18 protein-coding genes are annotated in these 21,115 nt (G+C 30.4%); 10 read left to right on the top strand and 8 right to left on the bottom strand.

From position 1 onward, the window contains the following. Positions 1-94 precede the first annotated feature (94 nt). Positions 95-289: a hypothetical protein gene (locus WHD08_RS05740; RefSeq protein ID WP_165730274.1), complete on the top strand. Its 195-nt coding sequence runs from the start codon at positions 95-97 to the stop codon at positions 287-289. Positions 290-326: 37 nt separating this feature from the next. Here WHD08_RS05740 and WHD08_RS05735 read toward each other — a convergent pair whose 3' ends face one another. From WHD08_RS05735 to WHD08_RS05720, 4 genes are read right to left on the bottom strand one after another with little or no spacing between them, the layout of a single operon-like run. Then, the gene (locus tag WHD08_RS05735; RefSeq protein ID WP_165730276.1) at positions 327-788 is read right to left on the bottom strand and encodes a hypothetical protein; all 462 of its coding nucleotides are present in this window, start codon (positions 786-788) and stop codon (positions 327-329) included. A gap of 10 nt (positions 789-798) precedes the next feature. Further along, positions 799-1,338, bottom strand: a complete 540-nt coding sequence (locus WHD08_RS05730) for a hypothetical protein (RefSeq protein WP_165730278.1) — start codon at positions 1,336-1,338, stop codon at positions 799-801. A 33-nt stretch (positions 1,339-1,371) separates the two neighbouring features. Further along, a complete protein-coding gene (locus tag WHD08_RS05725; protein ID WP_165730280.1) occupies positions 1,372-1,920 on the bottom strand; it encodes an RNA polymerase sigma factor in 549 nt (182 codons plus the stop codon). Positions 1,921-1,971: 51 nt separating this feature from the next. Continuing rightward, the gene (locus tag WHD08_RS05720) at positions 1,972-3,420 is read right to left on the bottom strand and encodes a TonB-dependent receptor (RefSeq protein WP_165730282.1); all 1,449 of its coding nucleotides are present in this window, start codon (positions 3,418-3,420) and stop codon (positions 1,972-1,974) included. A gap of 79 nt (positions 3,421-3,499) precedes the next feature. Here WHD08_RS05720 and WHD08_RS05715 point away from each other — a divergent pair, with 79 nt between their 5' ends. The 5 genes from WHD08_RS05715 (at position 3,500) to WHD08_RS05695 (ending at position 7,593) form a co-directional block, all read left to right on the top strand. After that, positions 3,500-4,282 carry an MBL fold metallo-hydrolase gene (locus tag WHD08_RS05715; protein WP_208888885.1) on the top strand — a complete coding sequence of 261 codons (783 nt, stop codon included), beginning with the start codon at positions 3,500-3,502 and terminating at the stop codon, positions 4,280-4,282. Positions 4,283-4,386: 104 nt separating this feature from the next. Further along, positions 4,387-4,740 carry a hypothetical protein gene (locus tag WHD08_RS05710; protein WP_165730286.1) on the top strand — a complete coding sequence of 118 codons (354 nt, stop codon included), beginning with the start codon at positions 4,387-4,389 and terminating at the stop codon, positions 4,738-4,740. Beyond that, the gene (locus tag WHD08_RS05705; RefSeq protein ID WP_208888886.1) at positions 4,741-5,550 is read left to right on the top strand and encodes a cell envelope biogenesis protein OmpA; all 810 of its coding nucleotides are present in this window, start codon (positions 4,741-4,743) and stop codon (positions 5,548-5,550) included. A 16-nt stretch (positions 5,551-5,566) separates the two neighbouring features. Continuing rightward, positions 5,567-6,052, top strand: coding sequence for a Rab family GTPase (locus tag WHD08_RS05700; RefSeq protein WP_208888887.1), 486 nt, complete (start codon positions 5,567-5,569; stop codon positions 6,050-6,052). A gap of 5 nt (positions 6,053-6,057) precedes the next feature. After that, on the top strand, positions 6,058-7,593 hold the full coding sequence (locus WHD08_RS05695) for an ATP-binding response regulator (protein WP_208888888.1): 1,536 nt from the start codon (positions 6,058-6,060) through the stop codon (positions 7,591-7,593). Between the two features lie 50 nt (positions 7,594-7,643). Here the strand turns inward: WHD08_RS05695 and WHD08_RS05690 are convergent, their stop codons facing one another. Beyond that, on the bottom strand, positions 7,644-9,500 hold the full coding sequence (locus tag WHD08_RS05690) for an LTA synthase family protein (RefSeq protein ID WP_244183240.1): 1,857 nt from the start codon (positions 9,498-9,500) through the stop codon (positions 7,644-7,646). A gap of 49 nt (positions 9,501-9,549) precedes the next feature. Next, a complete protein-coding gene (tsaD, locus tag WHD08_RS05685; RefSeq protein ID WP_208888889.1) occupies positions 9,550-10,581 on the bottom strand; it encodes a tRNA (adenosine(37)-N6)-threonylcarbamoyltransferase complex transferase subunit TsaD in 1,032 nt (343 codons plus the stop codon). Between the two features lie 239 nt (positions 10,582-10,820). Here tsaD and WHD08_RS05680 point away from each other — a divergent pair, with 239 nt between their 5' ends. The 4 genes from WHD08_RS05680 (at position 10,821) to WHD08_RS05665 (ending at position 17,908) form a co-directional block, all read left to right on the top strand. Beyond that, entirely contained in the window at positions 10,821-15,206 is a 4,386-nt protein-coding gene (locus WHD08_RS05680) for a translocation/assembly module TamB domain-containing protein (RefSeq protein ID WP_244183241.1), read from the top strand. Between the two features lie 225 nt (positions 15,207-15,431). Then, on the top strand, positions 15,432-16,415 hold the full coding sequence (pfkA, locus tag WHD08_RS05675; protein ID WP_165730296.1) for a 6-phosphofructokinase: 984 nt from the start codon (positions 15,432-15,434) through the stop codon (positions 16,413-16,415). Positions 16,416-16,441: 26 nt separating this feature from the next. Further along, the gene (gene gap / locus WHD08_RS05670) at positions 16,442-17,443 is read left to right on the top strand and encodes a type I glyceraldehyde-3-phosphate dehydrogenase (protein ID WP_165730298.1); all 1,002 of its coding nucleotides are present in this window, start codon (positions 16,442-16,444) and stop codon (positions 17,441-17,443) included. A 96-nt stretch (positions 17,444-17,539) separates the two neighbouring features. Continuing rightward, on the top strand, positions 17,540-17,908 hold the full coding sequence (locus WHD08_RS05665; protein ID WP_068449962.1) for a methylglyoxal synthase: 369 nt from the start codon (positions 17,540-17,542) through the stop codon (positions 17,906-17,908). On the opposite strand, the gene WHD08_RS05660 is transcribed toward WHD08_RS05665, so the two are convergent. Beyond that, positions 17,901-18,281: a RidA family protein gene (locus WHD08_RS05660; protein ID WP_208888890.1), complete on the bottom strand. Its 381-nt coding sequence runs from the start codon at positions 18,279-18,281 to the stop codon at positions 17,901-17,903. The genes WHD08_RS05665 and WHD08_RS05660 overlap by 8 nt on opposite strands. A 164-nt stretch (positions 18,282-18,445) precedes the next feature. Continuing rightward, positions 18,446-21,106, bottom strand: a complete 2,661-nt coding sequence (locus WHD08_RS05655; protein ID WP_208888891.1) for a putative LPS assembly protein LptD — start codon at positions 21,104-21,106, stop codon at positions 18,446-18,448. Positions 21,107-21,115 lie beyond the last annotated feature (9 nt).

Here is a 21,115-nt window from a genome sequence, read left to right as displayed (position 1 = left end):
CATTTATAAAATGATGGTTTTTTTTCGTTACTTTTGGTAAAGCTACTATAACGATTTAGTAGTTGTGTTTTATTGTCTAATTTAATTAATAGAAATGGCTAGAGCAATGTTTGAGTACACTAAAACGGTACTAAAAAAGGTGAGTTTTAATTCAGATTTGTTTTGTAAAGAACTAGAAAAGGCCTTAAGTCGATTGTTACCTTATGAAGTAGATGAGCTAACGATTTGGTTAAGACAGTTTACTTCTAATAAACCAGAATTATATTCTTGCATGGCATTAATTAAGTAACAAAAAAAAGGAAGCATTTAGCTTCCTTTTTTTTTGTTTAATTTTTAGATTCTGATCTCCTATGTTTGTATTTACTCATTAGTTTTCTACCAAAATCCATTTCTGCTAACTGTAGTTGAACAATCTTTTTATAAGAAATTACTTTTTTAATGTTGTCTATAAAGTTTTTCTGAGATTCGTAAATTTTCTGATCTGTTGTTAATTTTAACATTACTAACTTTTGTGCCTCACTTTCAGAAAAAGCGCTAGTTTCACCTTCTTCTTTCATTGCATTTTTAATTTTATACCTAAGTGTATATCTTAAAGAGTATTGTTCTTTAGAATATGCGTTGTAAATAGGCCAAAATTTTTCAGCTTCACTGGGTGTTAAGTTTAGTTGTTCTGTTAAATAAGAAACTTTAAGTGCTTTAATTTTCTCTTTACTTCCTTTATTGTCTTGAGCAGACAAGGTAAGAGTACAAAAAAGGGTAATGCAAATAAGGGTTATCAATTTTTTCATATTCTTAATTTTAGTTTATTTCATTTAAAAATGAAGTGTTGTCTATAGAATTTATATAATCTTCAATGTTTTCATCTTCTAAAGATGAAAAATAAAAGTCACTTTCTTCTAATAGGTCATTTTCTAATACAATAGCAATGTCATTAGTATGTATAGTAGTAGAATTTAGCCAAAACTCCATATCGTCATCAGACAAAGAGTCTATGGTTAGTTCTTCTGTCTTGTTAAACTCAAAAGAATTTAACCCGATAAATAAAATGATTGATGCCGCAGCAGCAATAGGAATTATTTTTAAAATTCTTTCTTTAAAAGAAATGACTTTAGCTTCTTTTTTAGGTGCTGAAACTTTAGATAGAATATTATCTTCTAAATTTTTAAAGTAATTATCTGGTGTTGCAAAACCATTTTCTTTAGTCAGGTTTTCTTCTGCTAATTTTGTTTCAACAGCATCTTCAATTGTATCAAAATAGTTTTTAGGAAGCGAAAAACTATTTTTCTTTCCTAATATTGAGTTTAAATACTCTTCGCTATTTTTAATTTTGTTTTCCATGATACTCTTTAGACCTTTTAATTATAGAAAGGTTTAATTGGCTTCTTTTTTTATGTAAAGTTCAATTTTTTTAACTGCATGAAAATAAGAAGCTTTTAAAGCTCCAACAGAGGTTTCTAGAATTTCAGACATTTCATCATATTTTATTTCATCAAAATACTTCATGTTAAAAACAAGTTGTTGCTTTTGTGGTAATGTTGCAACTGCTTTTTGTAAAATAATTTGAATTTCATCACCTGTATAAAAATCATCACTCGCTAGAGTAGATGCTAATTCTTGTTGGTAGTCAGCAATGTCTAAACTTCGTTTTTTAGCTCTTTTATTTATAAAAGTAATAGACTCATTGGTTGCAATTCTGTACATCCAAGAAAATAACTTACTCTCCTGGTTAAACTTATCTATATTTTTAAAAACCTTAATAAACGTATTTTGTAAAACATCATCTGCATCATCATGAGAAATCACAATTTTACGGATGTGCCAATACAAGCGTTCTTTATAGAGAGTTATAAGCTCTCTAAACGCTTTATCTTTAGTCTGAATATTTTTTAACTGTTCTATTAAAATAGTTTCGTCTGTCAACTATAATAGTTTATAAAGTTTAGACTTAATAAGTAATAAAAGGTTTAATGCTTATTTTCTGACTCTTGTTCTAGAGTAACCAAAAAGTCTTTTTTGCTTTATGGTATCAGAAATTCCTTCAGGTAACATTTCTTCCCAGCCTTTTTCTCCGTTTAAAATCATTTTTAAGATAGTACGAGAAAAAATATCTAAGATATCTTTGTCAAAATCATCAATATTAACAAGTTTTCCGTTGTTTTTAAAGAACTTGTATAGTTCTTTCATTCTTGGGTGAACCTTTAGTTTTTCTATTGTAATATATTCGTCAGATTCCGTATCATGATAAGGATAGGTATATACTTTTAAGTCTCTGTAAAATAATTTACCAAAAGCTTCTAAGATTCCTCCACTTAAATTACGGTAATATTTTTCATCAAAAAGTTCTATAAGATTTTGACCTCCCATGGTTAAGCCCATTCTTTCTTTGGTAAATTCACTAAAATATTCTACCAATTTAAAGTATTGTTGAAAGCTTGTAATCATTACATTTTGTCCTAGAGAACAAAGTAATTCTGCTCTGTCTAAGAAATCTCTTTCATTAATTTTACCTTCAGAAGTTAGGTTACTTAGGGTAATCTCGAAAATTACTTGCGTTTTATTTTCTTCTACTTTATTTTCGGATAAAAATATTTTTTTAGACTTTTCATACATGTCCATATTTACCTTAGTAACAGGTCTAAAACTTCCACGTAAAGCTAAAATGTTTTTCTTATATAAAACTTGTGCTGGTAATAAGTTATTTCCGTCAGGGCCAAACATAACGGCATTTGTCATACCATTTTTTAGCAACTGTAAACTCATTAAACGGTTGTCTACATACATAAAACGAGGTCCAGCAAAATTAATCATATCAATTTCTAACTGGTCATTGCTTAAGTTGTCGTAAAAAGATTTTACTAAATCTTTAGGATTATCATTCAGATAAAAAGCACCATAAATTAGATTTACACCTAAAATACCTAAGGTTTCTTGCTGTAAACGAGCATCCGTTTCTTTAAAACGTAAGTGTAAAACAATTTCATTGTAGCCTTCTAGAGGGTCTAATTGAAAACGAATTCCTACCCAACCGTGTCCTTTAAATTGTTTTGCAAAATCTATAGTAGTTACTGTGTTGGCGTAACTAAAGAATAATTTATCTGGATGTTTTTGTCTGCTTAATCGATCTTCCATTAAATCGATTTCGTGACCTAACATTTTTTTTAAACGCGGCTGAGTAACATAACGATTGTCTTCTTCTACGCCATAAATAGCATCAGAAAAATCTTTATCATAAGCACTCATTGCTTTTGCTATTGTTCCTGAAGCAGCTCCAGATCTAAAAAAGTTACGAGCAGTTTCTTGTCCTGCGCCAATCTCAGCAAACGTTCCGTAAATATCTCTATTTAAATTAATTCTTAGCGCTTTGCTTTTAATTGTAGGAACACTACTAATCTCTTGATCTCCTTTTAAAGATATTGCCATATAATGCTATTTTTTAAGGTTGAAACAAATGTACTAAAATAGAAGGCTATCAGTCAATTTTTATGCTATTTTTGTTGGAATGAACTTTACCAAGAAACAACTCAATATTACCTTTTTAGGAACAGGGACGTCACAGGGAATTCCTATGATTGCAAGTAATCACCCTGTTTGTTTGTCTAAAAACTTAAAAGACAAACGTTTAAGGTCTTCTGTTTTAATTTCTTGGGACCATGTTTCTTATACTGTAGATTGTGGTTTAGACTTTAGACAGCAAATGTTAAGAGAGAATGTACAATCTTTAAATGGCGTCTTTTTTACGCATGAACATGCAGATCATATTGGTGGTTTAGACGATTTAAGAGCTTTTTGTTATCAAATTGGGGAAATGCCAATTTATTTATTGGAAAGAACCTTGCTAAGTTTAGAAAAAAGATTTGATTATATTTTTAGTGTAGAAAACAGGTATCCTGGTGCGCCGAGTGTATTGCCAAAGTTGGTAGATAAAACAAGTTTTAATGTAGAAGGAGTAAAGGTAACACCTATAGAAGTTTTGCATGGAAAATTACCTATTGTTGCATACAGGTTTGGAGATTTTGCTTATTTAACAGATGTAAAAACGGTTTCTGATGAAGAGAAATTGAAATTGAAAGATTTAGATGTTTTAGTAATAAACGCATTAAGAATAGAAGAGCATCCTACTCATTTTAATTTACAAGAAGCCTTAGATTTTATTGCTGAAGTAAAACCTAAAAAAGCTTACTTAACTCATATTAGTCATAAACTAGGTTTTCATAATGAGGTATCTAAAATGTTACCCGAAAACGTGTTTTTAGCCTATGATGGTTTAAAAATAACAGTTTAAGATTATAAAAACTCTTTTTTGATGTATATTTGTTAGGAGTGCCTAATTTTTACCACTCATTAAGAACAATAACAATTACTTACAGTAACCAACTTTTAGTATAAATGGAAAAAAATTCAGAAAATAAACAACCTGCAGTTGAAAATCATAAAATTGATGATAGAATTGCAGCGGTAAGAGACTTGATTTTTGGAGAAAACATGCAGCAATATAGTACAGAATTTGCTGATGTGTACGACCAGATAAAAACATTAAAGGATCAAACTAATAAAAACCTATCTGAGTCTGTTACAAACCTAGAAAATAAATTAGCAGATCTAGAAAGTTTAATGGAACACAAGTTTCAAGACTTGAATGATGATTTAGATAAAAGATTAGCTGATTTAGATGATGAAAAAGCAGACAGAAAAAAATTAGGTAAAGCTTTAGAGAAAATTGCATTGATGTTGCAAGAATAAATGAAAAAAATGCCTGCAGATAACAATAAAGACAATCGTTTTGAGTTGCTCAGAGACCTTTTATTAGCTGATGATAGAGAGAAATTTGATTCTCTTAGTGAAGAAATTATCCTTAGAGAAAAACTGTCTAAAAGAGTAGCTCCTCTTGTAGATGAAAAAATTACGGACTTACGTAATAATTTTTCAAGAGATTTTGGAGACACCATTACAGAGACAATAAAAGTTCAAATAAGAGACTCTCAAGATGAAGTTGTAGAAGCCTTATACCCAATTATGGGTAAAATGGTTAAGAAATTTATTGTTGCAGAAATTACTAAATTATCAGACAGTATCAATGAAACTGTAAAAGAAAAATTCTCTATTCAACAAATTCTTAAAAGATTTTTTAAAGGAAAAAGAAATGATGCTGGTATTATTTTAGAAGGAGTTTTTGAATTTGTTATAGAAGAGGTTTTTATCATAGAAAAAGAATCTGGTTTACTTTCTGGAAATTATTCTAGAGGGAATATTGCAGATAAAGATATGATATCAGGCATGTTAACCGCTATTAAATCTTTTGCTGAAGACGCCTTTTCTAAAGAAGGTCAGGATTTAGAAAATATAAAGTTCGAAACTTTTCAGCTTTCTATAAAAAACTTTAAAACTATTTATATTGCCATTGCAACTTCTGGTGTTATCACAGAAGAGATTGCAGAAGAATTGTCTGACAATATAAATAACTTATCAGAAATTATTTTAAGAGATCGTTCTTATTTATCGGATGAAGAGCGTTTGAATAATTTAATTTTAAACGAATTGATTAAAGAGTAAAAATTATTCAGAATTTATGATTGCAAAAAAAGTACTACTCGTTGGTAATTTTGGTGTTGGTAAAACATCCTTAATTAGACGATTTGTTTTAAACGAATTTTCTGAAGATTACATTAGTACAATTGGCGTTAGAGTGAGTAAAAAAATAGTGGAATATAAAAATGAAACTATTAAATTGATGATTTGGGATGTTGCTGGTACAAGTGGCAATGATAAAATACCCAAAGCTTATTTTTTAGGTTCTAATGCGGCAATGTTTGTGTTTGATGTAAGCAGAGAAGAAACCTATTTAACTATAGATGAGAATCTAAATATGGTTAAAGAATTGTCTGGTTTGCAAAACATAACAGTGGTTGGTAACAAAAAAGATTTACTTTCTGCAGAAGAATTAGAAAATGTAGTACAGAAAGTTTCTGTACATATAGATTTAATTACCAGTGCCAAAGAAGATGAAAATGTTGAAGATGCTTTTATGAAATTAACCACATTAGCTTTAAAATAATACTATTGATACCTGCAAAAATAGATGATGTTTTTATACAATTAACTACCGATTATTCGGGAGTTATTACAAACATTGTTGCAGGGAGCTTTGCTAAAACTGCATTTATAATTAAAGATTCTATTTACGATTCTTGCCCTTTCTTAGAAGGAACTTTAGAAGCTTTACCGTTAAATGATCCCTTTTTATTAGAGGGAATGGTTATTGTGTCTGAAAACACAGAATATAATATAGATTTAGAACTTTTTAAAGAGGATGCTCAAATCACTATTTTAATACACAATAGAAGCAATGTGTATAAATATGTAAACCAGCTAAATCAAAATAGAAATGATATTTTCTTTATCAAAAGAGAACTTGCAGAGAAAAATATTGAATTAGAAAAATTACGAAAAATTGCGGATAAAGCGAACGAAGAGAAATCTCGTTTTTTAGCAATGATGAGTCATGAAATTAGAAATCCATTAAACTCAATTCTTGGATATTCTGAAATGATTTCATCAGAAAAATTGAATAAGAAAGTTACCGAATACATTAAAAACTTATCATCCGCAGGGAAAAACTTAAAGGTTATAGTAGATGATATTTTAGATTTATCTCGCATAGAAGCAGGGAAATTGGTTTTGGTAAATGAAGAAATTTCTATTTTAGAAACCATTCAGAATTGTAAAAACGATTTTCAGCATATTCATACCAATAAAAATGTAGAACTAATTTTTTTAGCATCAGAAAAACTGCCGGAAATTGTTTTAGGAGATGCTGTAAGAATTCAACAGGTACTATCAAATTTAATTAGCAACGCTATTAAGTTTACCAATAAAGGGAAAGTTGTTATAAGTTTAAAGATAGCTGCTGAAACAAAAAATAAGATTACCGTAATCTTTGAAGTTACAGATTCTGGTAGAGGGATGAGCGAGTCTCAACGTTTAAAAATATTTGAAGAATACCAACAAAACGAATTAAATGACCATCGTGTTTATGGTGGAGCTGGTTTAGGATTGGCTATTGTAAAACGTTTGGTAGAAGCCATGAATGGTAATATCTCTGTGAAAAGTGAATTGAATAAAGGAGCTTCCTTTTTTATTGAAATTCCTTTTGAAAAAAAATCAAAATTAAAGAAGCAGGTAATAATATCAGAAGAGGTTAAGAATAAAAATATTGATTTAAAAGGAAAAAATATTTTAGTGGCTGATGATGACCTGATGAATCAAACAATAGTTGCGCATATTTTGAAAAAGGAAAAAGTGAATGTAACCATTGTAAATGATGGATTAGAGGCGCTTTCTAAAATAGAAAATGAAGTTTTTGATGTTGTTTTATTAGATATCAACATGCCAAATATGACTGGTGAAGAATTGATGAAAAAGAAAGCGACTATTACAAACGTTAATGCTACAAGTCCTTTTTTAGCATTAACAGCCAATGCTTCTACCGAAGATATTGAAAGGTATTTAACATTAGGTTTTTCTGGAGTTATCTCCAAACCTTATACTATTGTTGAATTTATTGAGAAAATTAAAAGTATTTTTCTTCCTCAATAATCGATTAAATAAAAGAAATCTTATAATTTTTAGTATTACTTTTTATAAACCTAATCACGTTCTAGAAAATCTTGAAAAGCTTCTTGAGAAATCGATTTTCCTAAAGAGTCTAATTTTGCTGCTTCCTTACCTTCTTCTAAAATTGCTTTCTTGCTAACATGATCAAATAAATAGAGCCCGTTTTTAGAAAGTGTTCCAAAACCTTTGTTAAAGATATAATGTGCGTATTGTTTATCGGAAGTATTAAAGATGTTTTTGCTAAATTTAAATTCAGAATTATCTCCTTTTAGTAAGTCTAGAAGCGTGTAAGACAAATCTACCTGACTAGCAATATTGTCTATTTCAATTCCTTTTTTGTTTAGAGCGCCACCTAACCATAACATAGGTATTTGAAATTTTATAGGCGCATTAAAGGTGCCTTTGTGTGCTGGAGAACGGTGCCCGTGATCTGCTATAATAACAATTAAGGTGTTCTTGTACCAAGGTTGTTGTTTTGCAAAATCAATAAATGTACCAATGGTTTTATCGGTGTAGGCATGCGCACTTCTAAATTTATTTTCTTCAGTATCTTTTCCAAATTTGTAGGTGTCAGGGAACTCATAAGGCTCGTGACTTGTAAGTGTTAACGCTATTTTAAAGAAAGGTTCGTTTTGTTTTTTAGACAAGTCGTCTGCTAAACGTTTCATAAACACGTGGTCGTGCGCTCCCCATTTAGAGTTCCAGTCTTTTTCATCAAAATCATTACCATCTACAAAATCGGTAATTCCTGAATTTCGTAAATAGGTATTCATGTTACCAAAGTTTAAATCGCCACCATAATAAAATGAAGTATTGTAGCCTAAATCCATCATTTTTTTAGGTAACATTGGTAGGTTTCTACTTTTATTTGGCATTTTCATAATGCTCTGCGATGGTTGCGGATAGTAGCCACTTAAAATAGCAGGAATCCCTTTGTCCGTTCTATCTCCGTTCGCATAGTAGTTGGTAAACAAAATACCTTCTTTAGATAGCTTGTTTAGGTTTTCTGTTACATTAGGTTCGCCTCCTAAAGAGCCTACAACTTTGGCTGTTAAACTTTCCCATATAATAAAGATTACGTTTGGTTTTGTGGTGTTTAAAATACTGTCAGTATCAGCTGTTAAAAGTTGAGATCTTCTTTTTTTGATGGTGTTTTTAGCTATTTCACTATCAAAAAATTTATAAGGGTTTTTTCCGTCCGGTTTATGTGTAAGTGCGTTAAAAAAATTCCAAGCGTAATTTATGGATGCATGGTTTGCAAACATATTACTAGAAAAGTAAACATTACTTTGGTTAACAGGTATGGTTTGTAAACCGCCTCTTACTGGTATAATTAATGCCGCTGTTATTAAGAAAAACAGCACCGCTTGTAGCCAAAAACCTTTTTCTACCTTTGCTATTTTCTTTGAAATAATGTTGTTGAACCATTTTATAAAGACAAAAGAAGTTGCAATCCAAAATAGAGTTCCGGTTATCTTTTGAAAAGTAGAAACAGAAGCAATCATAATTTCTGGAGTATTTAAATACTTTAGTAAAGCAGTATCTAAACGCGTTCCCCAAGATTGATATAAGCTAGCATCTATAATGAGTAATAAACTTAAAATAACAATCATTATAGCCGAATACCATTTTATAATGGTTCCAATTATTTTTGAATTGATAAAAACAGAAAAAATGATGATTAAAAACGGAATGAAACATAAATATGCGGCAAAAGAACTGTCTAATCGTACACCGTAAAGAAATGTTTTTAGTGTCGTTAAAAAGTCTAACTCTTTTGTTTTATCAACATAAAAAAGAAGGAAAAATAATCTTGCAAACGCAAAATATCCTATCCATAATAGAAAATAATAAATATTGAATAGAAATCTGTTTTTTAATGTTTTCAAGGAGTAGAAATTCAGTTTGTTAATTATGTTTGTTTTATTTAAAAAGCTTCTAAGAATTCTCAGTAACTTTTAATCGCGCTTTTGCGGTTACAGAAACATCAGAATAATCGTTGTTTAAGTATTTTAAATAACCAGTAATGGCAATCATTGCGGCATTATCAGTGGTATATTCAAATTTAGGTACATAGGTGGTCCACCCAAAATGTTTTTCGGCTAATTGTAAGCGGTGTCTAATTTCCGAATTTGCAGAAACTCCACCAGCAATAGCAATATGTTTAATGCCTGTTTGTTTTACCGCATTTTTTAATTTATCCATTAAAATCTCTACAATTGTATATTGTATAGAAGCACAAATGTCATCTAAATTTTCTTCGATAAAATTTGGGTTTATTCTTACTTGTTTCTGAATAAAATATAAAATCCCCGTTTTTAATCCGCTAAAACTAAAATCTAAATCGCCTACTTTAGGTTTTGTAAACTGAAAAGCTTTCGGATTTCCTAGTTTTGCATGTTTGTCTATTAAAGGACCTCCAGGATAAGGAAGGCCTAAAATTTTTGCAGATTTATCAAAAGCTTCACCAACAGCATCATCAATGGTTTCACCTAAAACTTCCATTTCAAAATGATTGGTCACTTTTACAATTTGTGTGTGTCCGCCACTAATGGTTAAACAGATAAAAGGAAAAGGAGGCATTTTGCTATTTTCATCCTCAATAAAATGAGATAGAATATGAGCTTGCATATGATTTACATCTATTAAAGGAACTTGTAAACCTAAGGCTAAAGATTTTGCAAAAGAAGTACCTACAAGCAAAGATCCCATTAAACCAGGACCTCTTGTAAATGCAATTGCAGATAAATCTTCTTTAGTTATATTTGCTTGCTCTATAGCTTGTTGCACTACGGGAACAATGTTTTGTTGATGCGCTCTAGACGCTAATTCTGGAACAACACCACCATATTTAGAATGTATTTCTTGGTTAGCAACAACATTACTCAGCACTTTTGCGTTACAAATTACTGAGGCACTTGTGTCATCACAAGAAGATTCTATCCCTAATATATAAACCTGTTTTTTCATTAAAAATGATAATTTAAAGCAAAATTAAGGATTATTTTATGTTGTCTTCCTTTTTTAAGAATAGAAATTTAATTCTTTGTTAAATTTGCACGTTCTTTGTAGTAATTGGCAATGTTTTTGATTACTATATATCATCTTTGTTACACTCATTTTAAATAGAAAAAATTATCAAAAAAGTTGGAAAAATAATACTGAAATGGCTTGGGTACTTTGTACTCTTTTTACTGTTCATTTTTATTTTGATTTCTTTACCTGTTGTACAAACAAAGTTGGGTAGTTATGCCACACAAAGACTTAATGCAGATTTTAATACGAATATCTCTATAGAAAAAATAGACTTATCCCTTTTAGGGAATATTCAGTTAAAAGGAGTGGATATTAAAGACCATCATCAAGATACTTTAATCTATGTTAAAAAATTATCGAGTTCCATTCTAAATGCCAAGAATTTTTTAGATAATAAAGTAAATCTTGGTAGTATTTCTTTAGACGGTGCTTATGTTTATATGAAAACCTATAAAGGAGAAAAAGATGACTCTATGGCTGTTTTTATAGATAATTTTAATGACGGCACTCCAAAAGACTCTCTCTCCAAACCCTTTATCTTAAAGTCTGATAACGTTTATGTGAGCGATTTAAATTATAAATTGATCAACGAAAATAGTAATAATCCTATTTTGTTTTCCGCAAGTAATGGAGGTGGAAATTTACAAGACTTATTGGTTTATGGACCTGATTTTTCATCGAACATAAGAGGTCTTTTTTTTGTGGATAATAGAGGTTTAGAGGTTACAAACTTAACAACAGATTTTTCGTATTCTAGAACGGAAATGCATTTTGTAAATACATCATTACAAACTAGAGAATCAAATATTAAAGGTACCATAGCTTTTAACTACAAAAGAGAAGATTTAATAGACTTTAATAATAAGGTAGATATTATAGCAGATTTTAATAAAAGCACCATTTCTATACCAGATTTAAAGAAGTATTATAAAGAGTTGTATGGAAATGATATCGTTACTTTTACGGGAGACTTTAAAGGAAGGTTGAATAACTTCTCATTAAATAATCTTAAATTAAGCTCTAATAGAGGCATTAAAGTAATTGGTGATTTAGGTTTTGTAAATGCGGTAGATTCTGAAAAAGGTTTTATTTTTAATGGTAATTTAAGAGATGTAACAGCTACTTATTATGACTTAAAAAGTATTTTACCTAATGTTTTGGGAAAGACACTGCCATCGGAATTTGCTAAATTTGGAAGATTTACTTTAAAGGGGCAAGTACATGTTACTTCTAAAGAAATTAAAGCTAATTTAGATTTACAATCTGAAATAGGAAATGTAGTATCCGACTTGCAAATTTCTAATATAGACGATATTGATTATGCCGCCTACAGTGGAAAAATAGCGTTAAATACGTTTGATATTGGAGAGCTGTTTAATGACCCTTTATTTGGTAATGTTTCCCTAAAAGGAGATGTAAAAGGGAGTGGTTTTAAATTAGATAATATTAATACTTCTTTTATAGGTACTGTTGCAGAGCTTAATTTTAAAAAATATACCTATAAAAATATTGAAGCAAATGGTCAATATCAAAATAATAAATTTGATGGAGATTTAAATATAGATGACGTTAACTTTAAAATGAAGTTTAACGGATTGGCAGATTTGTCTACAGATATTAATAAGTTCGATTTTAAATCGAATATAGAATACCTTAATTTAAAAGAAACAAACCTTTTTACAAGAGATAGTATTGCTGTTTTAAAGGGAGATATAGTATTAGATGTAGAAGGAAATACTTTTGATGATATTACCGGAAAAGCAACTTTTACAAATATTTTATACACAAACCAAAAAGAAGAATTTAATTTTAAAGAATTTAATGTATTATCTTCTTTAAAAGATAGTATTAAAACAATAGAAGTAGTCTCTAAAGATATTGCAGAAGGATACCTTACGGGTAAATTTTCTTTTTCAGAATTGTTACCCGTTGCACAAAATGCATTGGGTAGTGTTTATACAAACTATACACCTTTTACTGTAGCACCAAATCAGTTTCTAGATTTTAATTTCACGATTTATAATCAAATTGTTACGGTGTTTTTTCCTGAGATTTCTATTGATAACAACACAAAGATAAAAGGTAAAATTAAAGCAGATAAAAACCAATTAAGGTTAACGTTTTCTTCGCCCAAAATAGAAGCTTATGGTAGTGAAGTAAAAGATATTTTGTTAAGAACAGACAATCAAAATCCGCTTTATAATTCACATTTAACAGCATCCGAAGTAAATACAAAATATTATAATGTTTCTAAGTTAAATTTATTAAGTTTAAATCAGAATGATACCTTGTACTTTAAATCAGAATTTAAAGGAGGTAATAAAAAGAACGAAAATTTTAATCTCGATTTTTTCTATACATTTAATCCGGAAGGAAAATCTGTTGTTGGTCTCGAAAAATCATCCTTAATATTTAAAGAAAATACTTGGGAGATTAATCCAGACGTATTAAATAAAAATAAAGTTACTTTCAATATCAAAGAAAATGATTTTAACTTTAGTCAGTTTAAATTTACTTCTGGAGAGCAAAAAATAGAGTTTTCTGGGAGTGTAAAAGGAGATTCTGAGAAAGTGCTTTTAGCCGATTTTACAAAAGTGAAGTTAGAGAGTTTTTTACCTAAAATTGATAGTCTTGCGTTAAAAGGAGTTTTGTCTGGTCATGTAGATTTTGTTCAAAGTAAAGGTGTTTACAATCCGGAAGCATTACTTTCTATTGCAGATTTTCAAGTCAATAATTTTAAACAAGGAGATTTATCCTTAAATGTAAAAGGAAACAATTCTTATAAAAAGTACCAAGTAGATTTATCTATAAATAATGAAAAGGTAAAAAGTATTGCCGCAACTGGTTCTTTAGATTTCTCAGAAAAAAGGCCTTTAATAGATTTAGATGTTTACTTAGAAGAGTTTGGCTTAGACGCTTTCAGTCCGCTTGGGCAAGACGTTTTATCCTCTATAAGAGGTACTGCAAATGGCGACTTTTCTTTAAGAGGTTTCTTAGGGAATCCTGAAATGGAAGGAACTTTAGCGCTAAGAAATGCGGGGTTAAAGTTTCCGTATCTTAATGTAGATTATGATTTTGAAGGAGAATCTATAATCAGTTTACAAGAACAGTCGTTTATTTTTGAAGAAGTGAAATTGGTAGACACCAAGCATAAAAGTCGTGGGAGGCTTATTGGAGATATTACCCATTTGAATTTTAAAAAGTGGTTTTTAAATATAGAAATAGAGAGCAATAATTTATTAGTTTTAGATACTAAAAATACTGATGAATCACTCTATTATGGTTCTGCTTTTATAGATGGTACTGCTAATATTACAGGGTTAACAGATCAATTAACAATAGATATTAATGCTAAAACAATGCCTGGTACTGCATTTGTTGTTCCTTTAAAAGATATAGAAACCGTAGATAGCTATAATTTAATTCATTTTAAAACAAAGGAAACTGGAATTCAAGAAAAACAAAAAGAGGTTGCTTTAGAAGCTATTAAAGGATTGTCTTTAAATATGGATTTAGATGTAACAAGCGATGCAACGGCTCAGGTGGTTATAGATGAGGTGAATGGGAGTCAGTTAACTGGTAGCGGTAAAGGAAATCTAAGGATAGAGATAAATACACGTGGTAAATTTAACATGTTTGGCGATTATATGATAGATAGTGGTGTTTACGATTTTAAATATGGAGGCATTGTAAGTAAACCATTCTTAATACAAAAAGGAGGTACGGTTTCTTGGAGCGGAAATCCGTATGAAGCCAATTTAGATGTAACAGCAATTTATAAGGCAAAAGCCAACCCGGGAGTTTTATTGCAAAATTTTAATTCTAATAGAAAGATTGAGGTAGATCTAGTAACCAAAATTACAGGAGGTTTATTTAGTTCTAAACAAGATTTAGACATTCAATTAACAAATGTAGATCCATCGATTGCGAGTGAGTTAGAGTTTATTTTAAATGATAATAATGTAAACGAGAAAACAACCCAATTTATATCATTACTTGCTTTTGGTAGTTTTGCAAACCCAGATAGAGCAGATTTTAATGCAGGTGAAACTTTTTCTAATACAGCTTCTAGTGCAGTGTCTGCCGCTTTTTCTAGCTTATTAAATAATCCTGATGGTAAATTTCAATTAGGAGTAGATTATCAACAAGGAAATAGTGGTACTGATATAGGAAGTTTATATACAGATAATCAAGTAGATGTTTCTGTAAGCACACAATTGGGTGATAAAGTTGTTATTAACGGTAAAGTGGGAGTCCCGGTTGGTACACAAACGCAATCTAGTGTTGTTGGTGAGGTAAAAGTTGAAATTCTATTAAATAAAGAGGGGAATTTTAGAGGTGTTATTTTTAATAGACAAAACGAAATACAATATTCTACAGAAGAAGAAGGCTATACGCAAGGTGTCGGACTTTCTTATCAGGTTAATTTTAATACACTTTCTGGCTTGTTAAGAAAAATTAAAGGAAAGAAAAGAGTTGTTAGAGAAAACGAAACTTTCATAAAAAGAGATTCTACCTTAAGATTAAAGGATAAGTTAATAAATTTCGAAGGAAACTAATAAACTTACAATTTATTAAAACAAAAGTGATTTTTATCATTTAATTTTTTCGAGTTCATGGTTATTTTTGCGTCTGAAAAAATAATAACAAAACAATAATGTATACCATTAAAATAATTAAAAAAAAATAGCTACTTTTCACTTATAATAACGAAAATTAGCCTAAAACGATTTCGTAATTTTATTATTTTAAATGGTTATAAAGCAGTAAATTTACATCAGGATATGAAGAAAATTAAAAAAATAGCAGTTATGACTTCTGGAGGAGATGCTCCAGGAATGAACGCCGCAATTAGAGCAGTAGTTAGGTCTTGTGCCTATTATAGTTTAGGTTGTGTAGGTATATATAGAGGATATGAAGGTTTAATTGAAGATGATCTTGTAGATTTAAATGCAAGGAGCGTTCATAATATTATTAACAAAGGAGGAACAATCTTAAAATCTGCTAGATCTAAAGGGTTTAGAACCAAAGAAGGTAGACAGAAAGCTTACGAAAACTTAATTGAACGTGAGGTAGATGCACTAGTTGTAATTGGTGGAGATGGATCTTTTACTGGAGCAGTATTGTTTAACGAAGAATTTGGTTTCCCTGTAGTAGGTATTCCAGGTACTATTGATAATGATATTTTTGGAACTTCACATACATTAGGGTATGACACAGCTTTAAATACAGCCGTAGAAGCAATTGATAAAATTAGAGATACAGCATCTTCACATAACAGACTTTTCTTTGTTGAGGTGATGGGGCGTGACGCAGGTTTTATCGCTTTAAATGCAGGTGTAGGAGCAGGAGCAGAAGAAATCTTAATTCCTGAAGAAGATTTAGGATTAGATAGAATGCTAGAATCTTTAGAAAGAAGTAGAAGAGCAGGTAAATCATCTAGTATTGTAGTAGTTGCAGAAGGTGATAAATCTGGTAAAAATGTATACGAACTAGCTAGTTATGTAGAACAAAACTTACCAGAATATGATGTTCGTGTTAGTATTCTTGGTCATATGCAAAGAGGAGGTTCTCCTTCTTGTTTCGATAGAGTTTTAGCAAGTAGACTAGGTGTAAAAGCGGTAGAGTTATTATTAGATGGTAAAACAAATCTAATGGTAGGTTTAAAAGATAATTTAGTAATTAGTACAGATATTAAAGTAGCAATTGCTGGTGGACATTCTATAAACCACGAGTTACTTAGAATTTCTGATATCATAACAACATAAAAAATAATTAATTAAAAACTAGTAAAATGATTAAAATAGGAATTAACGGATTTGGTAGAATTGGAAGATTAGCATTCAGATCTACAGTAAATAGAAAAGACGTACAAGTAGTAGGAATTAATGATTTATTAGACGTAGATTATTTAGCTTACATGTTAAAATACGATTCAGTTCACGGAGCATTTGATGGTACTGTTGATGTAAAAGACGGTAAGTTAGTTGTAAACGGAAACGAAATTAGAATTACAGCAGAAAGAAACCCAGCAGATTTAAAATGGGATGAAATTGGAGCTGAATATGTAATCGAATCTACAGGATTTTTCTTAACTGAAGAAACTGCAGGGAAGCACTTAGAAGCAGGAGCTAAAAAAGTAGTATTATCTGCACCTTCTAAAGATCATACACCAATGTTTGTTATGGGTGTTAACAATACAGAATTAAAAGCAGATCAAAAGATTTTTTCTAATGCATCTTGTACTACAAACTGTTTGTCTCCTATAGCAAAAGTATTAAACGATAACTGGGGTATCTCAGAAGGTTTAATGACAACTGTACATGCTGCAACTGCAACTCAAAAAACTGTTGATGGTCCTTCTATGAAAGACTGGAGAGGTGGGCGTTCTGCAATTGGTAACGTAATTCCTTCTTCAACTGGAGCTGCAAAAGCTGTTGGAAAAGTAATTCCTGCATTAAACGGAAAATTAACTGGTATGGCTTTTAGAGTTCCTACTATGGATGTTTCTGTTGTAGATTTAACTGTGAAGTTAGAAAAACCAGCAACGTATGCAGAAATTTGTGCTGCAATGAAAGCTGCTTCAGAAAGTGATGCAATGAAAGGTGTTTTAGGATACACTGAAGATATGGTAGTTTCTCAAGACTTTGTTGGAGATACTCGTACTTCTATCTTTGATGCTAAAGCTGGTATCGCATTAAACGATAACTTTGTAAAAGTTGTTTCTTGGTATGATAACGAAATGGGTTATTCAACTAAGATTGTTGATTTAATCGAATATGCTGCTTCTTTATAATATAAAGTAGCTTACACATAATAAAAAGCCTGATAGAATTAATTTTCTATCAGGCTTTTTTTTTATCTTTAGATTAAATAAATTTAATACTATTTTATGGAAATAGCAATTATTGCACATGATGGCAAAAAAGCAGAAATGGTTCAGTTTTTAAATGAACATAAAGAAGTTTTGCTTACAAAAAATATAAAGTTAGTTTCTACAGGAACTACAGGTTCTAAAGCAGAAAAAGCGGGTTTTGTAGTTACAAAATTCTTATCTGGTCCTATTGGAGGCGATGCGCAAATTGCAGCAAGAGTTGCAGAAGGTAAATGCAATATGGTCTTATTTTTTAGAGATCCTCACGCAAAACACCCTCACGAACCAGATATTATAATGCTATTAAGAATTTGTGACGTACACAATGTTCCGTTAGCAACAAACCCTGCTTCTGCAGACTTGTTAATGAAGGCAATTGCTATTTAATAGCAATTGCACTTATTTCTACATTTACAAACTTCGGTAAGTTAGCTACTTCTACGGTTTCTCTTGCAGGAGCTATTTCTTCGTTAAAATAGTTTCCGTAAATAGCATTTATTTCTCCGAAATTATGCATATCAGAAATAAAAATAGAAGTTTTAATGACGTTTTCGAAAGTCATATCAGCGGCAGCCAATACTTCTTTTAGATTTTCCATAACCTGAGTTGTTTCTTCTTTTATAGAAGATAAAACCAATTCTCCATTTTCTGGATTGATGGCAATTTGACCAGAAGTGTATAAAGTATTTCCGCTTAATACAGCTTGATTATATGGTCCTATTGGAGCTGGTGCTTTTGTAGTTGTTATTATTTTTTTCATTAGATTTTATGTTTCTAAATTAGAGAATTCTAAAGTAACAAAGTTAATAAGTTTTAACGATTGTTCGTATGAGAGAGTCTAAGTATTTTAGTTTTGAATACTGAATACTGAATACTGAATACTGAATACTGAATACTGAATACTGAATACTGAATATTGTTTTTTTAAAACAACGTTCTATCCGCAGGTTTGCTTTTATCCCATTTAAGATCTGATAAGACAGAAGATTTTACACCAATAAAAAAGGTGTAAGATGAATTTGTACCAAAAGGAACCCAATTAAAATTAAATTGCCAGCTATCTAAATCTCTCGTGAAATTGAATCTAGAAAACGTAAAAGCACCTCCTTTAACATCGTAACCAGAAGAATAGCCCATTTTCCATTTTGGAGAGAGTTCTAAATTACCACTAAACATAATACTGTGTACACCAATACTACCGCCGTCAATACCATTATTTGTATAATTAGTAGAGTAGGCTAAATTGATAGACCAAGGGATGTCAGCTTTATATAGCTGGGTTTCTTTCTTTTTATCTGTTTCTTCTGTATTACCAGCGTTGTTTCTATTATCTCTACCAGTAGGATTAATATCTGCACCAATAACATCTACATTATTGTCTCCTCCGTTGCCGCTTTGTTTAGATTTGTCCTTTTTGTCTTTATCAAAATCGGTACTAGATATAGAGTAATTTGCAGTTAAATTAGCATTTGTTAATCTTAATATATTTGCATTAAACTCGTTAATTCTTACACCGTCGCTATTTACTTTATAAGGATCCATAGAACCACTTAAATTAACAGATAACTTATCTTTAAACAAACGTGTACCTGCAGAAAAACTAACCGGAGACCATCGTAAACTATCTGCGGCAATATTATAAGAACTACTAAAATTTAAATTATTTAAAATCGTTATTTTTTCATCTTCCTCATCGCTATCTGGGTCTTTGGGAGCCATTTTTGCTTCTAAAACGTTGTTTAAAGAAATACCGATAGAATTACTTAATCCAGAAGACGGAGCACCATAAATACCTTGGTCATAAACAGTGTAGTCTAATAAGTCTGTAGCATCTGCACTTTGTTGTACTTGTTTTATGTATTTATCTTTAAAATCGGGTCTGTAAGAATAAGAAACAGAAGGTCTAAAAGTATGACGAATGGTCTTTAATCTTCCTTTCTTAAAATTAAAAGTACCATAAATATTTGTAGATAAACTAACTCCTGCATTGTACTCTCTGTAGCTTTTAAAACCTCTAAGCGTGTCAGTTACTACAACATTATCGGTAACATCATAATCTTTCTGAATATAATCAAACTGCCAAGTTTCTTCATAATTAGCACTTGGAGATAATGTAAAGTATTTAAAGGCTTTTATGTTAGTACTGGTTCCTGTTTTATGTTGCATTCCAGATCTTGCTGTTTCAAACATTTTTGGTGTAAAAAACTCATCATCTGTAGTGTTAATTAAATACTGACCTTGCATGGTGTAATTAAACCCCATTTTTTGAATAGGAGTTTTTTGTATACCATTTTTTCCTGCAAATGGGTATATCCTATTCATATTTACCGTTAATGAGGGTAAAGTCATTGTTATAGCTTCTGTATTTGTATTTTGTTGATGACTAGCGGTAAGGTTCATGTTAAACGGCGTACCCACAAAAGTTTTGCTATAGTTTATAGAAGAGTTAAATGTATTAGTTAATGTCTCTGCTATATTATATTGATTTTGAGATTCTCTAAAAAACTTACTACTACCTAGGTTTACAGAAGCAGAAAAACTAGAATTAGGACTCGCCTTAGCATCCTGACTATGAGACCATCTAATGTTAAAATTGTTAGATTTACTATAATCATCAAAACCTCTAATTCCACTTATATTGTTTTCGAAATTTAAACTAAAAGAACCATTAAAACGGTACCGCTTTCTATAGTTAGACGATATTATTGAACCCCAACTTCCGTTAGAATACACATCACCTAAAACCGTTAAATCCATATAGTCACTAATAGCAAAGTAATAACCACCGTTCTGAAAACCAATACCTCTATCACTACTACCAGTATCAAAAGACGGAATTAAAAACCCCGAAACACTTGTTTCTGTTATTGGAAAATAGGCAAAAGGTAAAAATATAGGTGTAGGTATGTCTGCTAAAACTAAATTACTAGTTCCTACAATAATCTTTTTTCCAGGCACTAATTTAGCTTTGTCAGTTGCTATGTAATAATCCGGATTCTTCTTCTCTGAAGTCGTAAAACGAATGTTTCTTATATAAATAGTTGAGTCATTTATACGTTTGGTTTTTTCTCCATACGTAAACATTTCTCCTTGTTTTGTTTTTAATCCGTAGATTAAAGCTCTTTCAGTTTTAAAATTATAGATAATAGAATCTTGTTCAGATTCCTGACTTCCTTGTTTAAATATAGGACGTTGCACATAGCCTGTACTATCTATAATTCCTTTTGCAAAAAGAGTGTTTTTCTTATAATCAACAACAATTAAACCTGCTTTTAAATCAATATCTGTATACGTGATGTTTGCTTCGTTATAAAGAGTAACCGTTTGGTCTTTTGCGTTTTGTATGGTGTAGTCTGTAGCAACATGCACAATAATGTCTTCTATAGTCTCTTTAGGTTTTATAGAGTCTAAAGAAATAGAATCTGTGTTTTTTAATGCCAAAGAATCTCTCTTACTTTTAAATAGAGAATCTTTCTCAACATTAGTAATTGCTGTTTTTTCTTCAGATTTTAGTTCTTGAGAAAAGCCTATTTCTATAAAAAATATGCCGCAAAATAAAAGAATGTATGATAGGTTTGTTTGCAAGGCTTTAAA

The organism is Polaribacter sejongensis, from assembly GCF_038024065.1.
Lineage (GTDB): Bacteria > Bacteroidota > Bacteroidia > Flavobacteriales > Flavobacteriaceae > Polaribacter > Polaribacter sejongensis.
This window is presented reverse-complemented; position numbering and strand designations above follow the sequence as displayed.